The organism is Actinacidiphila polyblastidii, assembly GCF_036353415.1.
Lineage (GTDB): Bacteria > Actinomycetota > Actinomycetes > Streptomycetales > Streptomycetaceae > Actinacidiphila > Actinacidiphila polyblastidii.
Genome location: NZ_JAZEWV010000023.1, coordinates 88009 through 105255, shown reverse-complemented (window position 1 = coordinate 105255; position 17247 = coordinate 88009). Strand labels below are relative to the sequence as shown.

The following is a 17247-nucleotide window of genomic DNA, read 5'->3' as shown; positions in this document are numbered from 1 at the left end:
CGGTGGGGCGGGGGGGGGCGGCGCCGCTGAGGGCGCCGCCGCCGGGCTCCGGGCCACCGGGCACCCGTGGGTCAGTGCGTGATGATCGCCGGGTCGCTGACGCCGGGCCTGCCGGTCTCGACGTGCCCGGCGAAGCGCCGGGAGAAGGCCGCGTCGTGGTCGCTCACCACCGTGAGGTCGTACCAGCGCCCGCTGCGCGCGAGGTCGGCCGTGTACCTCTCGCTGTGCCCCGCGCGTACCACGACGGTGCGGTGCCGGCCGTCGTAGGCGTTGCGGACGGTGAGCCGGACGTCGTGCCGGCCGGGGTTGGCCAGGGTCAGCTCGACCCGTCCGCTCGCCGCCTCATGACGGGCTGTCACCTCGGGACCGGCGGTGTGCGCCGTGCCCTGGAAGCCGCGCAGGAAGCCGTTCGGGCCGTGCACGGTGAGGTCGTACCCGCCCTGCGCCGCGGAGGTGTCCCAGCTGCCGGAGATCTTCTTGCCGGCCTCGGCGGTGTACGTCCAGGGGCCGTCGGCGCGGTCGGCGGCCGTGACGTGGAAGCACACGCCGGCCGCGGCGCCGCCGCCGAAGGTCAGCGTCGCCCGGCCGGTGGCCGCGGTGACGGCCGCGTCGGCGAGCGGCGCGTACGCGAGCGGGCGGGTGGGCCGGGCGCCCCGCTCCTGCTTGGGCAGCACCGCGGTGGCCGGCGGCACCGGGACGTAGCTGTCGTGCCGCCGGCCGTCGGTGGGCCGGTAGCCGTCGGTGCCCGGCAGGTCGGCGGGGCGGTCGTGCCCGAGGGAGAAGTCGAAGGCGGAGGTGAGGTCGCCGCACACCGCGCGCCGCCACGGCGAGATGTTGGGCTCGTGGACGCCGAAGCGGCGCTCCATGAAGCGGATGATCGAGGTGTGGTCGAAGACCTCGGAGCACACGTAACCGCCGGTGCTCCAGGGCGAGACGACGAGCATGGGCACCCGCTGGCCGAGCCCGTAGGGGCCCGCGGCGTAGGTGCCGCCGCCCTGGTACACCTCGCCCTCGGTGCTCACCGTGGAGGCGCCGCGGCCGGCCGCGGGCGGTGCGAACGGCGGCACGACGTGGTCGAAGTAGCCGTCGTTCTCGTCGTAGGTGATGAACAGCGCGGTCCTGCTCCACACCTCGGGGTTGGAGGTGAGCGCGTCCAGGACCTGCGAGACGTACCAGGCGCCGTAGTTGGCGGGCCAGTTGGGGTGCTCGGAGAACGCCTCGGGGGCGGCGATCCAGGAGACCTGCGGCAGCCGGCCGGCCTGGACGTCGGCGCGCAGCACGTCGAAGAAGCCGTCGCCCGCCTTGGCGTCGGTGCCGGTGCGGGCCTTCTCGTAGAGCGCGTCGCCAGGCTGGGCGTTGCGGTACTGGTCGAAGTACAGCAGCGAGTTGTCGCCGTAGTTGCCGCGGTAGGCGTCCTCGATCCAGCCCCAGGAGTGCTCGGCGTCCAGGCCGTCGCCGACGTCCTGGTAGACCTTCCAGGACACCCCGCGCTCCTCCAGCCGCTCCGGGTAGGTGGTCCAGGAGTAGCCGGCCTCGGAGTTGTCGAGGACCGGGCCGCCGCCCTTGCCGTCGTTGCCGGTGTGACCGGACCACATGTAGTAGCGGTTGGGGTCGGTGCCGCCGATGAACGAGCAGTGGTAGGCGTCGCAGACGGTGAAGGCGTCGGCGAGCGCGTAGTGGAACGGGATGTCGTCGCGGGTCAGATACGCCATGGTGCCGGCCGACTTGGCGGCGATCCAGCGGTCGTAGCGGCCGTCGGCGAAGGCCGCGTGGCTGCCGGTCCACTCGTGGTTGAGGCCCTCGATGAACTGCAGCCCCAGGTCCTCGGCGTCCGGGCGGTACGGCAGCACCTCGCGGTCGCCGTCCGGCTGGTGCCACACCGACCTGCCGCTCGGCAGCGTCACGGGGCGCGGGTCCCCGAAGCCGCGCACGCCGCGGAGCGAGCCGAAGTAGTGGTCGAAGGACCGGTTCTCCTGCATCAGGACGACGATGTGCTCGACGTCCTTCAGCGTGCCGGTCCTGCGGGCGGCGGGGATGGCGGCAGCGCGGGTGATGCTGCCGGACAGGGCGGTGAAGCCCGCGGTGGCGCCGGCGACCTGGAGGAAGCGCCGCCGGTTGAGTTCGGTCATGGCTGCGAGGACCTCTTCGGGTGGGAGGGGGATCGTGAGGTTCCACCAAGGTCAGCGAGCGCAGGCGAAGGGGCGGTGTCGCACGCGTGACGGCGCCCGGTACGCGGCACGAACAGCCTGGCCCGCGCGGGGCGGCGGGACGGACGGGATGGCTGGGGCGGAAGGGTGAACGGCTGCGCGGTCGCCTCGTCACAGCGCGTTCCGACGCCGTCCCGCAAGGCGGCGTTCAACTGGGCGTCGCCGCCGGGCGCGAGTCTTCACGGGTTCCCCGTCCAGGCACCAAGGAGCAACCATGGTTGCACAGTTGGACTCGTCGACGCCGTCCGGTGACGGCAGTGAGACGTCCGGCGCCACCTCCGGGCCGGCCGCCGGTGCGGCCGACCGGTCCGCCGGCCGCGTCACCCGCCGCACCGCGGTCGGGCTGCTCGGCACCGCGGGCGTCGGCGCCGTCGCCGCCCCGCTGCTGACGGCCGGGCCCGCGGCGGCCGAGCCGGCCGGCGCGCCGGCCTTCCACCCCTCCCCCGACGTCGGCGGCGCGCCGCCGGTGCAGGGCCTGCACCTGACCTTCGGCGCCGACCCGTCCAGCCAGATGGTGGTCTCCTGGATCACCGACGGCCCGGTCAGGCGCCCGCGCGTGCTGTACGGCACGCTGGGCCACGGCCTGGGCTCGGGCGCGTCCGCGCGCACCAGGACGTACACCGACGGCAAGTCGGGGCGCACCGTCTACGTGCACCACGCGCCGCTGACCCGGCTGCGGCCGGAGACCGACTACCTCTACCTGGTCTCGCACGACGGCGCCACGCCGGACAGCGGCACCTTCAGGACGGCGCCGCGCGGCCGCCGCCCGCTGACCTTCACCAGCTTCGGCGACCAGTCGGCGCCGCAGGTGACCTGGTCGGCCGCCGGGGTGGCGACACTGGACGCCAACTCGACGCCCGCCACCAAGGACATCGTGACCGGCGTGGAGTCGGTGGCGCCGCTCTTCCACCTGCTCAACGGCGACCTGTGCTACGCCAACCTGGACGTCGACCGGGTGCGGACCTGGAACAACTTCTTCACCAACAACACGCGTTCGGCCCGGTTCCGGCCGTGGATGCCGGCCGCCGGCAACCACGAGATCGAGAGCGGCAACGGCCCGGTCGGCCTCGGCGCCTACCAGACCTACTTCGATCTGCCGTCCACCGAGACGGACGCCGAACTGGCCGGTCTGTACTACGCGTTCACCGCCGGCTCGGTGCGGGTGATCGTGCTGCAGAACGACGACAACTGCCTCCAGGACGGCGGCGACCTCTACGTCAACGGCTACTCCGGCGGGCGCCAGATGGCCTTCCTGGAGCGGGAGTTGAAGGCCGCCAGGTCCGACCGCGAGGTCGACTGGGTGGTCGTCGCCATGCACCAGGTGATGATCAGCTCCTCCGACGCCAACGGCGCCGACCTCGGGCTGCGCGCCAAGTACGGTCCGCTGTTCGACCGTTACGGGGTGGACCTGGTGGTCTGCGGCCACGAGCACAACTACGAGCGGTCGCTCGCGGTGCGGGGCGTGGTCAGCGGCAGCGAGACGCTGACGCCGAACCCGGCCTCGACCCGCACCGACGACATCGACACCGGCCTCGGCACCGTGCACATGGTGCTCGGCGGCGGCGGCGTGTCCGGCACGACCAACCAGGCCTTCTTCAAGGACGGCACCGCCAAGGTCATCACCGCGGTCGCCGACACCCGGCCCGAGGGCGGCAAGCGCGCCGCCACCTACGTCAGGGAGCAGGCGGTCTGGAGCGGCGTCCGCGACCTGGACCACCCCTACGGCTTCGCGGCCTTCACCGTGGACCCTGGCCGGTTCCCCGGCGACACCACCCGGCTGCACGTCACGTACTACAACGTGAACAAGCCGAACGGCGACCTGTCGGTCTTCGAGCGGTTCACGCTGCACAGGAAGCGGTCGGACGGGCACCGCTGACCCCCCGCCCGGGACGCCGATCCGTCCCGGGTGCGGCCCGCCGCCGCGTCGCGGCGGCGGGCCGCCCGCTCACCCGCGCCGCTGCCGGTCCAGGGTCTCCAGCAGCCGCAGCCAGACCTCGCTCGGCGTCGGGTAGCTGGGCACGGCGTGCCAGAGCAGGTCGAGCGGCACCCGGCCGACCACCGCCACCGTGGCGGAGTGCACCAGGTCGGCGACGCCGCTGCCGACGAAGGTCGCGCCGACCAGGGTGTCGCCGCCGCGGTCGACGACCAGCTTGGCGCGCCCCGTGTAGTCCTCGCGCTGCACGTAGGTGCCGGCCAGCTGGGCCATGTCGTACTCGACCGTCTCCACGTCGACGCCGGCCTGCCGGGCGTCGCGCTCGGTCAGGCCGACGGAGCCGATCTCGGGGTCGGTGAAGGTCACCTGCGGCAGGGCCCGGTGGCCCTCTGCGGCGCTGAACCGCCCCTGCGGCGCGCCGGCCGGCATCCGTCCGAGCGCCCGCGCCGCGATCACCTCTCCGGCCACCCGGGCCTGGTACTTGCCCATGTGGGTGAGCAGCGCCCGGCCGCAGGCGTCCCCGATGGCGTAGAGCCACTGCCCGTCGACGCCCCTGACGGTCTGCTGGTCGTCGACGTCGAGGTACCGGCCCTCGCTCTCGGCGAGTCCCACGCTGGACAGCCCGATGTCGGCGGTGTTGGGGGCCCGGCCGGTGGCGACGACGATCTCGTCCACGGTCCGCTCCGAGCCGTCGTCGAGGGTCAGCGTCACCTCTCCGCCGTGCACGTGCCCGACGCCGGTGTCGCGGGCGTCCTGCCGCCGCACCGCGGTCACGCTGCGGCCGAGCAGCAGGTCCACGCCGCTCTCGCGCAGCCCGGCGGCGACCATCTCGCCGGCGAAGGGCTCCTGACGCGTCAGGAGGGCGGCGTCGCGGTGGATCACGCTCACCTCGGCCGCTCCCAGGCCGCGCAGCCAGGTCGCCGACTCGCAGCCCACCACGCCGCCGCCGAGGACCGCCACCCGGCGGGGCACCTCGTGCAGGTTGGTCACGTCCCGCGACGTCCAGGGCAGCGCCTCGCGCAGCCCCGGCAGGCCGGGGACCAGCGGCGAGGAGCCGGTGTCGATGACGACGGCGTGCCGTGCGGTCAGCGTGCGGACGGCGCCGTCCGGCCCGGTGACGGCGACCGTGCGCTCCCCGGTCAGCCGCCCGTAGCCGCGGACCACGTCGATGCCGGCGCCGAGCGCCCAGGAGATCTGGCTGTCGTCGCTGAGGTGGTTGACGATCGCGTCGCGGCGGGCCAGGGCCGCGGCGACGTCGATCGAGGCGCCCTCGACCACGGAGGCGACGCCGGGGAGGTGGCGGGCGGTGTTCATGATCTCGACCGGCCGGAGCAGGCCCTTGCTGGGCATGCAGGCCCAGTAGGAGCACTCGCCGCCGAGCAGGGCCGCCTCCACCAGGACCGTGTCCAGACCGGAGAACTGGCCGGCGTACTGGGCGGCGTTCTCGCCCGCGGCGGCGCCGCCCACGACGATGACATCCCACTCGGACCGTTCTGGGTCGACCGATGCCGCCATGACCACCTGTCCCTCTCTGCGCGGACCGGGTCCGCCGGCCGGACCTGGCGGCCACCCTACGGGCGGCGCGGCCGGGCCACCGCGACCCGGCTCGGCGTGCCGCCCGTTCTTCCCGCCGGGCGGCGGCCCGGCGGGCGGCACCCGGCGGGCGGCACCCGGCGGGCGCGCCGCGGGGCAGCCGGCCTCGGCGGGTCAGCCGGCCTCGGTCGGTCCGGCCTGGTCCCAGTGCGCGGCGACGGTCTCGCGGTGCAGGTCGCGGCCCTCGACCTGCCGGCCGCACACCGTGCAGACGACCTCGCTGCGCAGTTCGTGCCGCTCGCCGCTGTCCGGGTCGGTGTGCCAGAACCGCTGGGGCGGTTCGGTCACCACCCACCGGTCGCCCCAGCGCACCAGCTCCCGGATGACCGGTCCCAGGTCCCGGCCGGCCTGGGTGAGGTGGTAGCCCTGGTAGCGGGAGTTGCCGGGGCTGGGCCTGCGCTCCAGGACGCCGGCCGCGACCAGGTCCTTCAGCCGCGCCGCCAGCCGGTCGGTGGGCGCTCCGGTGTTGCGCGCGATCTGCCCGAACTGGTGGTTGCCGAAGCTCACTTCGCGGATCGCCAGCAGCGCCCACCGGTCGCCCACGAGCTGCAGCGCCGAGGCGGCCGAGCACGGCCGGCCGGGCAGCGTGGCGGGGTCGATACGGAGGTCTGTCATTCCTCCACGGTGGCACACCGGGGTTTGATTTCCAAAGTCCGCCGTGCTTGGCTGGGCCCATGCCCTCAGCACTTGGATTCTCAAAGCACAGCTTCCCGCAGCGCGAACGGGTCGCCTCCGTCGTCGTGGTCCTCGCGGTCTTCATGACCAACCTGGACCTGTGGATCGTCAACGTGGCGCTCCCCGCGATGGGGCACAGCTTCACCAGCGGCGGGCACGCCGCCTCGCTGGGCAGCCTGTCCTGGGTGCTGAACGCCTACGCGATCACGCTCGCCGCCCTGCTGGTCGTGCTCGGCCGGATCGGCGACCGGATCGGCCAGCGGCCGGTGTTCCTGGCCGGGGTCGCCGTCTTCACGCTGGCCTCGGTCGGCTGCGCGGTGGCGCCGTCGCTGTGGGTGCTGGTCGTGGCCAGGATCGTGCAGGCGGTCGGCGCCGCCGCCCAGCTGCCCACCTCGCTCGCGCTGCTGCTGGCCACGGTCCCGGCCGGGCGCCGCACCCGCGCCACCCGCGGCTGGGCCGCGGTGGGCGGGCTGGCCGCGGCCGCGGGGCCGGTCTTCGGCGGACTGCTGGTCCAGGTCGACTGGCGCTGGGTCTTCGTGGTGAACGTCCCCATCGGGGCCGCCACCTTCGCCGCGGGACTGGCCGCGCTGCCCCGGCCCGCCGCCCGCGAGACCGGCCCCTTCCCCGACGTGTGGGGCGCCGCCCTCGTCACCGCCGCGGTGGCCGCGCTCTCCGGCACGCTGGTGCAGGCTCCCGACTGGGGCTGGACCGCGCCGCGCACGCTCGTACTGCTCGCGGTGGCCGTGGCCGCGGGGGCGTGGTTCCTGCGGCGCTCGGCGCACCACCGGGCGCCGCTGCTGGAGCTGCACCTGCTGCGGCTGCCGCGCTTCGGGGTCGCCAACGCCGGGACCTTCATCTACGGCACCGCGTTCGCCATCATGCTGCTGTCCAACGTGCTGTGGTGCCAGGACGTCTGGCACTGGAGCGCGCTGCGCACCGGCCTGGCCCTGGTGCCGGGACCCGCCCTGGTGCCGGTCGTCACCGTCCTCACCGCGCGGGCCGCGCACCGCTTCGGGCACGGGCCGCTGATCGCGGCCGGCGCGCTGCTCTTCGCGGCCGGCCTGACCTGGCGGGCTGTCTTCGTGTCCGTCGCCCCCGACTACCCCGGCGACCTGCTGCCGAACATGCTGCTCGGCGGCGCGGGCGTCGGGCTGGCGCTCGGGACGCTGGTCGCCGCCGGGGTGCAGTCGCTGCCCGGCGACCGGGCCGCGACCGGCTCCGCGCTGGTCAACTCCGTGCGGCAGATCTCCTCAACCGTCGGCGTGGCCGTCCTGGTCACCATCCTCGGCTCGCAGGTCACCGCGGGGTCGGTGTCGGACTTCCGGCTGGCCTGGGCGATCGGCGCGGGACTGAGCCTGGTCACCGCGCTCCTCGGCGTCCAGCTGGCGAGGACCGCCGCGCCCGCCCCGGCCGGCTCGCCGGTCTCCGCGGCCGGCCGGGCGGCGCGTCCGGCGCGGGCCGGGGCGGACGGCGGGGACGCCGCCTCCTGAGCCGGCGCGCACCGCGCCCCGGACCCGGATCGTGCGCAAGTGCTTGACGTGGCCGCGTCACCGCCCGAGACTCCAGCTCGGCCCCACGACTGAGAGCGCTCTCAGACCGAGGGTCCGCAGCTTCTTCTCCTTCCCCTCGGGCGGCGGAAAGGTCATGACGCCTTATGAGCACTTATGCAGGTCCGGACCGGGGTCCGGGCAGCCGGCGCGGCGGCCGGCGGATGCGCCGGCTGCCGCTCGTCCTCTTCGGTGCGCTCCTCCTCGTCCTGTCCGCGGTGGCGGGGCTCGCGGTGACCGGAGGTTCGGCCGCGGCCGCGGTGCCGGGGCCGCCGGCAGGCTGGAGCACCGTCTTCAGCGACGACTTCAGCGGCGCTTCCGGCAGCGGGCTGAACCGCGCGAACTGGCTGTACGACCTCGGCACCGGATACGCCTATCCGGGAGCCGCCGGCAACTGGGGCACGGGTGAGCTGGAGTCGGCGACCGACTCGACGGCCAACGTCTACCAGGACGGCTCCGGGCACCTGGTGATCAAGCCGGTCAAGGACGCGTCCGGACACTGGACGTCCGGCCGCGTCGAGACCCAGCGCACCGACTTCGCCGCGCCCGCGGGCGGCCAGCTGAAGATCAGCGCCTCCATCCAGCAGCCCAACCCCCAGCACGGACTGGGCTACTGGCCGGCGTTCTGGGCGATGGGCGCGGCCGCCCGGCCGGTCGGCGCGACCAACTGGCCGAGCATCGGCGAGCTGGACATCTTCGAGGACGTCAACGCGCTCAGCCAGCACTCGACGACCTTCCACTGCGGGGCGTGGGCCGGTGAGTGCCACGACCCGGACGGCATCAGCAGCGGCCTGCAGGCGTGCGCCGGCTGCCAGACGGGCTACCACACGTACTCGGTGATCGTGGACCGCACCAACACCGCGGCCGAGCAGCTGCGGTTCTACCTCGACAGCACGCTGACCTTCACGGTCAACGAGAACCAGGTGTCCACCGCCACCTGGCAGGCCGCCGTGGACCACGGCTTCTTCGCCATCTTCGACGTGGCGATCGGCGGTTCGTACCCGAACAAGGTGTGCGGCTGCACCTCGCCGTCGGCGGACATCAGCTCCGGCGCCGGCATGAGCGTCGACTGGATGGCGGTCTACCAGACCGCCGGCGGCAGCGGCACGACCGGCGGGACCACCGGCAGCACGACGGGCTCGACCACCGGCAGCACCACCACCGGCGGCTCGACCACCGGAACCACGGCCGGGACCACCACCGGCGGCTCGACCACCGGAGCCACCACCGGCGGCACCACCTCGCCCGACTACACGGCCAACGCGGTGGCCACCGGCGCCGGCCAGGCGAGGATCACCTTCACCCCGACCACGCCCGCGGCCTACGTGGACGTGCACTACCTGGTCAACGGCGGCGGCCAGCAGAACCTCCGGATGACCAACAGCGCCGGGACCTGGACGCAGAACGTCGGCGGCCTGGCCGCGGGGACCGTGCTCACCTACTGGTTCACCTACGAGAAGAGCGGCCCGCAGTACGACACCCCGCACTTCAGCTACACCCAGCCCAGCTGACCGGCGCGGGCCGCTCCCGTACCCCGTGAGGACCGGGGGCGGCCCGCCTCGCTAGGCGGTGTCCGACGCGGCTTCGCCGGACTCGCGCGGCAGCGTCACCGTGAAGGTGGTGGCGCCGGGGCGGCTGGCCACGTCGGCCGCGCCGTCGTGGGCGGCGGCCACCGCCGTGACGATGGAGAGGCCCAGGCCGGCGCCGGACTGCGGGTGGCGCTGCGGGGCCCGCGTGAAGCGCTGGAAGACGGTGGCGCGCAGCTGCTCGGGGATGCCGGGACCGTCGTCGTGCACGACGAGCGTGGTGGCGTCGCGCGACTGGCGCAGCCGTACGGTGACGCGGGTGCCTGACGGCGTGTGCACGCGGGCGTTGGCCAGCAGGTTCGCGGCGAGCTGGTGGAGGCGGTGGGCGTCGCCGGTGACGGTGACCGGCTCCTCCGGCAGGTCGAGGTTCCAGCGGTGGCCCGGCCCGGCGGCGCGCGCGTCGTCGACCACGTCCAGCACCAGCCGGGTCAGGTCCACCGGTTCGCGGGCCAGCGGCCTTCCGGCGTCGAGGCGGGCCAGCAGCATCAGGTCGTCGACCATGCCGCCCATCCGCGCGGACTCCGCGGCGATCCGCGCCAGGGACCGCGCCACGCCCTCGGGCACCGGCTCCGGGTGGCGCAGGGCCAGCTCCGCGTGGCCGCGGATCGAGGCGACCGGGGTGCGCAGTTCGTGGCTGGCGTCGGCGGCGAAGCTGCGCAGCCGCTCCTCGCTGGCGTGCCGCTTGCCCAGCGCGCTCTCCACATGGCCGAGCATCCGGTTGAAGGCCGCGCCGACCCGGCCGACCTCGGTGCCGGGGTCGGTGTCCGGTACCCGGTCGGGCAGCACGACCTCGCCGCTGTCCAGCGGCAGCGCGGTCACCGCGGCCGCCGTCGACGCGACCCGGCTGAGCGGGCGCAGCGACCACCGCACCCAGAACGCGCCGGCCGCGCCCGCGACGACCAGCGCCCCGCCGAAGACCGCGGCCTCGATCACGATCAGCCGCTGCGCGGCGTCCCGCACGCTGCGCAGGGACATGCCGGTGACCAGGACGTCGCCGTCGTCGCCGGGCATCGCGGTGACCCGGTAGTCGCCGAGCGCGGACAGCTCCAGGCCGTGGCAGTGCCCGTCGGCGGGGATCGCGGCGATCGCCGACCGGTCGCCCGCGGTCAGCCGCACGGAGGTGTCGGCGCCGGAGCGGACCACGCCCGCCGCGGTGACCTCGCCGTCGAGCAGCCGGGCGCCGAAGGTGCCGGGCGCCTGGCGGCGGGTGTCGGCGTACAGGTTGTCGGCGTCGGGCTCCTTGCCCGCGGGATGCGCGGAGCCGCCGGGCTGGTCCGGGCCGGCGGGGTGCTCCAGGCTGGCGGGGAAGCGGCCGCCCGCGGCGGCGAGCTGCCGGTCGAGCTGACCGGTGAGGAACGACCGCAGGCCGACCACCGCCGCGATGCCGACGGCCGCGCAGCTCACCGCGAGCAGCACCACGAGCCCGCAGGTCAGCCGGGCGCGCAGGGTCCGGGGCAGCAGGGCGCGGGGCCGCAGCGTTCGGGGCCACAGGCTCCGCGGCCGCGCTCGCGGCCCGCGCGGAGCCGCCGGGCCGGCCGCCGGACCGGTCACCTCTGTGCCGCCTTGAGCAGGTAGCCGGCGCCCCGGACGGTGTGGATCATCGGCTCGCGCCCCGCGTCGATCTTGCGCCGCAGGTAGGAGATGTACAGCTCCACGACGTGCGCCTGGCCGCCGAAGTCGTACGACCACACGCGGTCGAGGATCTGCGCCTTGCTCAGCACCCGGCGCGGGTTGCGCATCAGGTAGCGCAGCAGCTCGAACTCCGTCGGGGACAGTTCGACGACCTGACCGCCGCGGGTCACCTCGCGGGCGTCCTCGTCCATCAGCAGATCGCCGACGGCCAGCACCGCGGCCTCGTCGCGCGCCCGGGTCATGCCGGCCCTGCGCAGCAGCCCGCGCAGCCGGGCGAGCAGCTCCTCCAGGCTGAACGGCTTGGTGACGTAGTCGTCGCCGCCCGCGGTGAGGCCGGCGATGCGGTCCTCGACGGCGTCGCGGGCGGTCAGGAAGAGCACGCAGACCTCCGGCTGCCCGGCGCGCAGCTGCCGCAGCACGGCGAGGCCGTCGCCGTCCGGCAGCATCACGTCGAGCACGACCGCGTCCGGCCGGAAGGCGCGGGCCTCGGCGACGGCGGCGGCGACGTCCCCCGCGGTGCGCACCTCCCACCCCTCGTAGGCCAGGACGCCGGCCAGCACCTCGGCGAGGTCGGGCTCGTCGTCGACGACGAGGACGCGCACGGGTGTGCCGTCGGGATGGGCGAGCGGATGCGCGGTGGTGTTCATGGTCCGTCCAGCATCGCGCGGCGGGCCGCGGGCGCGGGCGCCGGGTTCCTCTGGATCGGCTGTGAATCATGACCGGCGGCGCCCGCTCAGAGCCGGTTCAGAGGTTTCCCCCGCAAGCTGGCGACGGCGGCGGACCCCGGCGTCCGCCGCCGCGGCAGGAAGGAACCCCCTGTGACCGTCACGACTCCCCCTCGTCCCGCGGCCGCCCGGCACTCGGCGGCGGCCCGTCCAGGCCGCCGCTCCCCCGCCGCGGCGGTGCTCGCCCTGTGCTGGGCGGGTGCCGCCGCGGTGGTCGCGCTGTGGTGGAAGGACACCGGCCCGGTCGTCGGCCCGGCCGGCTGGCTGATCGGCGGCGGCCGGATCGCCGGGCTGCTGACCGGCTACAGCTGCGCCCTGCTGATCGGCCTGATGGCCCGGATACCGGCGCTGGAGGCGGGTGTCGGCAGCGACCGGGTGGCCCGCTGGCACGCGATGGCCGGGCGTTACACGATCTGCCTGCTCACCGCGCACGCCGTGCTGATCCTGTGGGGGTACGCGGTGCAGGCGCACACCCCGGTGGTCGGGGAGAGCTGGACGGTCGCGACGACGTACCCGGACATGCTGAAGGGCACGGTGGGCGGGCTGCTGCTGCTCACCGTGGGCGTGCTGTCGGTGCGCGCGGTGCGCCGCCGGATCGGCTACGAGACCTGGTACCACCTGCACCTGCTCACCTACCTCGCGGTCTTCCTCGCCTTCTGGCACCAGCTCGCGCTCGGAGCCGACCTCCGCGGCGGCGGCGCGGGCCGGGCCTACTGGTACGGGCTCTACGGGTCGGCCGCCGCGGCCGTGCTCTGGTTCAGGCTGCTGGTGCCGCTGCGGACGAACCTGCGCCACGGGCTGCGGGTGCGGGCGGTGGTCCAGGAGGCGCCGGGCGTGGTGTCGGTGGTGATCGGCGGGCGGCGGCTGCCTGAACTGGCGGCGCGCCCCGGCCAGTTCCTTCGCTGGCGGTTCCTCACGCCCGGCCTGTGGTGGACGTCGAGTCCGTACTCGCTGTCCGCGGCGCCCCGGCCCGACCTGCTGCGGATCACCGTGAAGGCGGTCGGCGGGCACAGCGCGGCGCTGGCCCGCCTCGCGCCCGGCACCAGGATCTGGGCGGAGGGTCCGTACGGTGCGCTGACCGCGGACCGGCGGACCCGGCAGAAGGTACTGCTGCTGGCCGGTGGTGTCGGGGTGACGCCGCTGCGGGCGCTCTTCGAGGCGCTGCCCGCCCGGCCCGGCGATCTGACGCTGATCTACCGGGCCCGGTCCGCCGCCGACCTCGCGCTGCGCGGCGAGCTGGAGTCGATCGCGCACGCCCGCGGCGCGCGGCTGCACCTGGCGGTGAACTCCCCCGACGGACGGCGGCCCCGGCTCTCCGTGGAGGGGCTGCGGGCCGCCCTGCCGGACATCGCCCAGCACGACGTGTACGTGTGCGGGCCGCCCGGCCTGCTGCGCGAGTCGTACGAGGCGCTGCGCGCCGCGGGCGTGCCGGCCGGCCGCATCCACCACGAGTCCTTCGAGCTGTGAGCCGGCCGTGCGTCTGACCCCGTCGCCGGCCGCGTGCCCGTCCGCCGTCCCGCCCACCCCTGGGAGCGTGTCATGAGTGCCCTTCCGTCGCGGCCGCTGCGACGCGTCGTGATCACCAGCGTCTCGACGGTGGCCGGCGGTCTGCTGCTGCTGTCCCTGAAGCCGCACAGCACGGCGGGTGCGGCGCCGCTCACCACTGCTCCCGCGCCGACGGCGACCTCCTCGGGGCCGGCCGGCTCCTCGGGCGCCGCCACCGCACCGCCCACCGGTGGCGGCTCGACGTCCGGCACCCGCACCGTGGACGGCGACGCGGTGCAGACCCGGTACGGCCCGGTGCAACTGCGCGTCACGGTGACCGGCGGGAGGCTCACCGCCGTGACCGCGGTCCAACTGCCGCAGTCCAACCCGCGCGACGAGGAGATCTCCTCCTTCGCGGTGCCGCAGCTCACCCAGGAGGTGCTGGCCGCGCAGAGCGCCCGGGTGGACACGGTCTCCGGGGCGACCTACACCAGCGAGGGCTATCTCCGGTCCCTGCAGAGCGCATTGGACAAGGCCGGTGGCTGAGCGAGCGGCGGGTCCCGCCGACTGGCGTGCGCCGCAGGCCACTTCGCTGCGGGCGGCCGGTCCCGCGCGGGTGCGGCGGGTCGAGCACACCATGGGCACCGTGTTCTCGCTGGACGTGCGCGGCGGCGCGCCGGACCGGATCGCGGCGGCCGTCGAGGGCGCGGCGGCGTGGCTGCGCCACGTCGACGAGGTGTTCTCCACGTACCGGCCCGGCAGCCAGATCAGCCGGCTGGCCGCGGGCGGGCTCACCCTCGCGCGGTGCTCCGCCGAGGTGCGCGAGGTGCACCGGCTGTGCGAGGACGCGAGGCGGCGCACCGGCGGCTGGTTCAGCGCGGCGTACGCGGGCGGCTTCGACCCGACCGGGCTGGTGAAGGGGTGGGCGGTGGAGCGCGCCGCCGAGATGCTGCGGTCCGCGGGCGCCGACGCGGTGTGCGTCAACGGCGGCGGCGACGTGCAGACCTTCGGCGGCCCGTGGCGGATCGGCGTGGCGGACCCGCTGCGGCCCGGTGCGGTCGCCGCGGTGGTGCGCGCCGGCGAGGGCGCGGGCGGAACGGCGCACGGCGACGGCCTCGCGGTGGCCACGTCGGGGCCCGCCGAGCGCGGCGGCCACGTGCTCGACCCGCACACCGGGCGTCCGCCGCGCGACGCCCTCGCCTCGCTGACGGTCGTCTCGCGCACGCTCACCGAGGCGGACGTGGCGGCGACCGCGGCGTACGCGATGGGCGCGCGGGCCCGCGGCTGGCTCGCCGCCGAACCCGGCACCGAGGCGTTCGCGGTGACCGCGGGCGGCAGGACCTGGCACACCGCCGGGTTCGGCGCCCTCGCGGACCCGCCGGCCGGCCGAACTCCGGGGCGGTGACGGCCGGCGCCGCCCTCCGGGCGGGGAAGGCCCTCGCACATCCGCGGCGGCCGCGTGGTGTGGGCCGCATCCACGACCGGCGGCGCGCGGCCTCCCCATCCTGCTCCGGCCGTACGGGACGGCGGGAAGGCGGGCGCGGGGATGCGGGCGTACGAGGACACGGGTGCCGACGTGCCGGGCGGGCACCTGGCGGTGCGGCGCTGGCCGGGCGTGCCGGGCGCGGGGGTGGTCCTGGCCGTGCACGGCGTCGCGGGCAGCGGCCTGGGGCGGCTCGGGCTCGCGCTGGTGGGCCGCTGGTCGGCGGCGTCGTGTACACCTGGGCCGGCCAGCGGCTCGGCGACCTGGCCGCCTCAGGCGCGGTCTCCGAGCTGCTGTCGGGCCTGCGGGTACCAGAGCAGGGAGCACCCCTGGGCGCTCGGTGTCGCCGCGGTGGTGCGCGGCCGGGTCGGGGCGGTCGCCGCGGTCGCCGGCTGCTGTCTGATCGCCCAGGTGCCGCTGCTGGGCGACGCGCTGCGCGAAGGCGGCCAGGACCGGGACGCCCTCGCGACGCCTCCGTGCTTCGGCACCGCGAGCGCCTCGCGGGGCGGCCAGGGCTACTCCCTGCTGTGGCTCGGCTCCTCGGTGAACGTGTGCCGTGGCCTGCAGGACGGCATGGTGGGCGGCAGCGGCCGGCTGGCCGCGGTCGACGCCGGGGCGACGGCGGCGCTGCGCTCCGGCCCGTCCACCGGCGACCAGGTGCTGCGCGACGTGCCGCCGGGCACGCTGGGCCGGGTGGACTGCGTGACGGCGGACGGCCCGGCGGACGGTGACGAGCTGTGGGCGCACGCCGACATCCTCGGCAGCACCGGATACCTGGCGGCGGCGCGGCTGGACGACGGCGCCGCGGTCGGCGGGGCCGGCGTCGGCCGCTGCGAGGGCTCCGCCTCCCCGACGTACTCCCCGACCGCGTCCCCCAGCGACCCCTTCACCGGACTTGCGACCGACACCCCGTACGTCCCACCCTCCGACGGCGGCTCCGGCAGCTCGCCGGGCGCGCCGGAGGTCTCCACGCCGGACGTCTCCATGCCCTCGGACGCCAGTGAGCTGCCGACGGACGCGCCGTCGGGCGGCTGACGCCGGGACCGGTCGGCCGGGCTACGGCCTGCGCTCCCGCGCGGTGGCAGGCGGCAGGCGGCAGGCGGCAGGCGGCAGGCGGCAGGCGGCAGGCGGCAGGCGGCAGGCGGCAGCGGGGCGACGGTGGACGCGCTGCCGGACAACAGGTGCAGCCGGAGCGCGAGTCGGAGTTCCAGCGCGCGCTCCGGGTCGTTCCGGCCGGCGCCGGGCAGCGTCTGGATGCGGTCCAGGCGCTGCACCACCGTGTGGACGTGCAGGTGCAGTTCGTCCTTGGTCGGGCAGAGCGCCACCAGCACCCAGTCGCTGCCCGGCAGCACCACGCTGAGCGTCTACGCCGACTCCGCGGGCAGGCCCGCCGCGGAGCTGTACACGATCTCCGGCATGCGACACGGCCTCGCGGTCGACCCGGCTTCCGCGGCCGAGCAGTGCGGCGCCACCGGCGCGTACGTCCTCGGCACCGTCTGCTCCAGCTACCAGCCGCGAGCACGGACTCACGGCCGCCGGGCCAGCACCAGTCGGCAGCGCGGGCTGCCGTCGGCGCGGCGGCCGAACTCCTCCAGCGGTGCGAGTCCGACGTCGAACCCGGCGCGCCGCAGGTCGGCGCGGACCGCGGCCAGCGGGAAGGTGCGGTAGTACATCACGAAGGGCGGCCGCCACAGCGCGTTGCGCACCCGCAGCGCCGCGTCGAAGCCCGCGAAGGCCCAGTGCCAGGGCGAGGTGACGGGGGGCGGCGCGCCGATCGGGAAGGCGAACAGGCCGCCGGGGCGCAGCGCCCGCCGCACCTGTGCGAAGAGCCGCGGCCGCTCGGCGGGCAGGAAGTGCCCGAACGCGCCGAAGCTGACCGCGAGATCGAACGCGGAGTCGAAGGGCATCGCCCGCACGTCCGCCCGCACCCAGCGCGCCTGCCCGGTGGTGTCGGCGGCGCGGGCGGCGGCCAGCATCCCGGCGCTGAAGTCCACCCCGGTGATCGCCTCGCGGCACACCGGCCGCAGCGCCCGAAGGCCCGCGCCGGTGCCGCAGCAGACGTCGAGGCCCTGTCCGAACGGCCCCATTGGGGCGAGGGCTTCGGCGACCGCGTCGAGGAAGCGGTCCGGGGTGCGGAACGGCGTCCGGTCGAACTTCGGCGCCAGCAGGTCGTAGCCGCGGTCCACGGACGACAGTGCCTGGACGGCCAGTTCGCGCAGGGTCGGGCCCTGAGGGGAGAACACCCGGTCAGCGTATGCCAGGCGGGCCGCCGTCCGGTCGGCCGCGCGCCGCGGTCCCGCCTGCCCGCCGGACCGGCCCCGGCAGGCAGCTCACGGTCTGCGCCGGGTGCGGCGCCCGTTGCGCGCGGCCCGCGCCAGGCG

13 protein-coding genes are annotated in these 17247 nt (G+C 75.6%); 7 read left to right on the top strand and 6 right to left on the bottom strand.

The features are described 5' to 3' along the window. Positions 1-71: 71 nt before the first annotated feature. Entirely contained in the window at positions 72-2129 is a 2058-nt protein-coding gene (locus V2S66_RS23975; RefSeq protein WP_330798273.1) for a phosphocholine-specific phospholipase C, read from the bottom strand. Between the two features lie 292 nt (positions 2130-2421). On the opposite strand from V2S66_RS23975, the gene V2S66_RS23970 reads away from it, so the two are divergent. Further along, on the top strand, positions 2422-4083 hold the full coding sequence (locus V2S66_RS23970; protein WP_330798271.1) for a purple acid phosphatase family protein: 1662 nt from the start codon (positions 2422-2424) through the stop codon (positions 4081-4083). Positions 4084-4152: 69 nt separating this feature from the next. Here the strand turns inward: V2S66_RS23970 and V2S66_RS23965 are convergent, their stop codons facing one another. Together V2S66_RS23965 and V2S66_RS23960 are read right to left on the bottom strand one after the other, a co-directional pair. Then, positions 4153-5655: a dihydrolipoyl dehydrogenase family protein gene (locus V2S66_RS23965; protein WP_330798269.1), complete on the bottom strand. Its 1503-nt coding sequence runs from the start codon at positions 5653-5655 to the stop codon at positions 4153-4155. A gap of 192 nt (positions 5656-5847) precedes the next feature. Then, positions 5848-6348 (bottom strand): winged helix-turn-helix transcriptional regulator, encoded by a 501-nt coding sequence (locus tag V2S66_RS23960; protein WP_330798267.1) that lies wholly within the window; start codon positions 6346-6348, stop codon positions 5848-5850. 59 nt (positions 6349-6407) lie between these two features. Here V2S66_RS23960 and V2S66_RS23955 point away from each other — a divergent pair, with 59 nt between their 5' ends. Together V2S66_RS23955 and V2S66_RS23950 are read left to right on the top strand one after the other, a co-directional pair. Further along, complete coding sequence (locus V2S66_RS23955) at positions 6408-7898, top strand: MFS transporter (RefSeq protein WP_330798265.1); 1491 nt, start codon at positions 6408-6410, stop codon at positions 7896-7898. Positions 7899-8062: 164 nt separating this feature from the next. Beyond that, a complete protein-coding gene (locus tag V2S66_RS23950; protein WP_330798264.1) occupies positions 8063-9466 on the top strand; it encodes a glycoside hydrolase family 16 protein in 1404 nt (467 codons plus the stop codon). A gap of 51 nt (positions 9467-9517) precedes the next feature. Here the strand turns inward: V2S66_RS23950 and V2S66_RS23945 are convergent, their stop codons facing one another. Then, the gene (locus V2S66_RS23945) at positions 9518-11032 is read right to left on the bottom strand and encodes a sensor histidine kinase (RefSeq protein ID WP_330798288.1); all 1515 of its coding nucleotides are present in this window, start codon (positions 11030-11032) and stop codon (positions 9518-9520) included. Positions 11033-11088: 56 nt separating this feature from the next. Continuing rightward, positions 11089-11820, bottom strand: coding sequence for a response regulator transcription factor (locus V2S66_RS23940; RefSeq protein ID WP_330798262.1), 732 nt, complete (start codon positions 11818-11820; stop codon positions 11089-11091). A 171-nt stretch (positions 11821-11991) separates the two neighbouring features. On the opposite strand from V2S66_RS23940, the gene V2S66_RS23935 reads away from it, so the two are divergent. The 4 genes from V2S66_RS23935 to V2S66_RS23920 all read left to right on the top strand — a co-directional run bounded on the left by V2S66_RS23935 (position 11992) and on the right by V2S66_RS23920 (position 15901). After that, positions 11992-13365 carry a ferredoxin reductase family protein gene (locus V2S66_RS23935; protein WP_330798260.1) on the top strand — a complete coding sequence of 458 codons (1374 nt, stop codon included), beginning with the start codon at positions 11992-11994 and terminating at the stop codon, positions 13363-13365. Between the two features lie 72 nt (positions 13366-13437). After that, a complete protein-coding gene (locus V2S66_RS23930; protein WP_330798258.1) occupies positions 13438-13929 on the top strand; it encodes an FMN-binding protein in 492 nt (163 codons plus the stop codon). Between the two features lie 91 nt (positions 13930-14020). After that, the gene (locus V2S66_RS23925; RefSeq protein ID WP_330798286.1) at positions 14021-14788 is read left to right on the top strand and encodes an FAD:protein FMN transferase; all 768 of its coding nucleotides are present in this window, start codon (positions 14021-14023) and stop codon (positions 14786-14788) included. A 141-nt stretch (positions 14789-14929) separates the two neighbouring features. Beyond that, on the top strand, positions 14930-15901 hold the full coding sequence (locus V2S66_RS23920; RefSeq protein ID WP_330798256.1) for a hypothetical protein: 972 nt from the start codon (positions 14930-14932) through the stop codon (positions 15899-15901). 491 nt (positions 15902-16392) lie between these two features. On the opposite strand, the gene V2S66_RS23910 is transcribed toward V2S66_RS23920, so the two are convergent. Further along, entirely contained in the window at positions 16393-17109 is a 717-nt protein-coding gene (locus tag V2S66_RS23910; RefSeq protein WP_330798254.1) for a class I SAM-dependent methyltransferase, read from the bottom strand. Positions 17110-17247 lie beyond the last annotated feature (138 nt).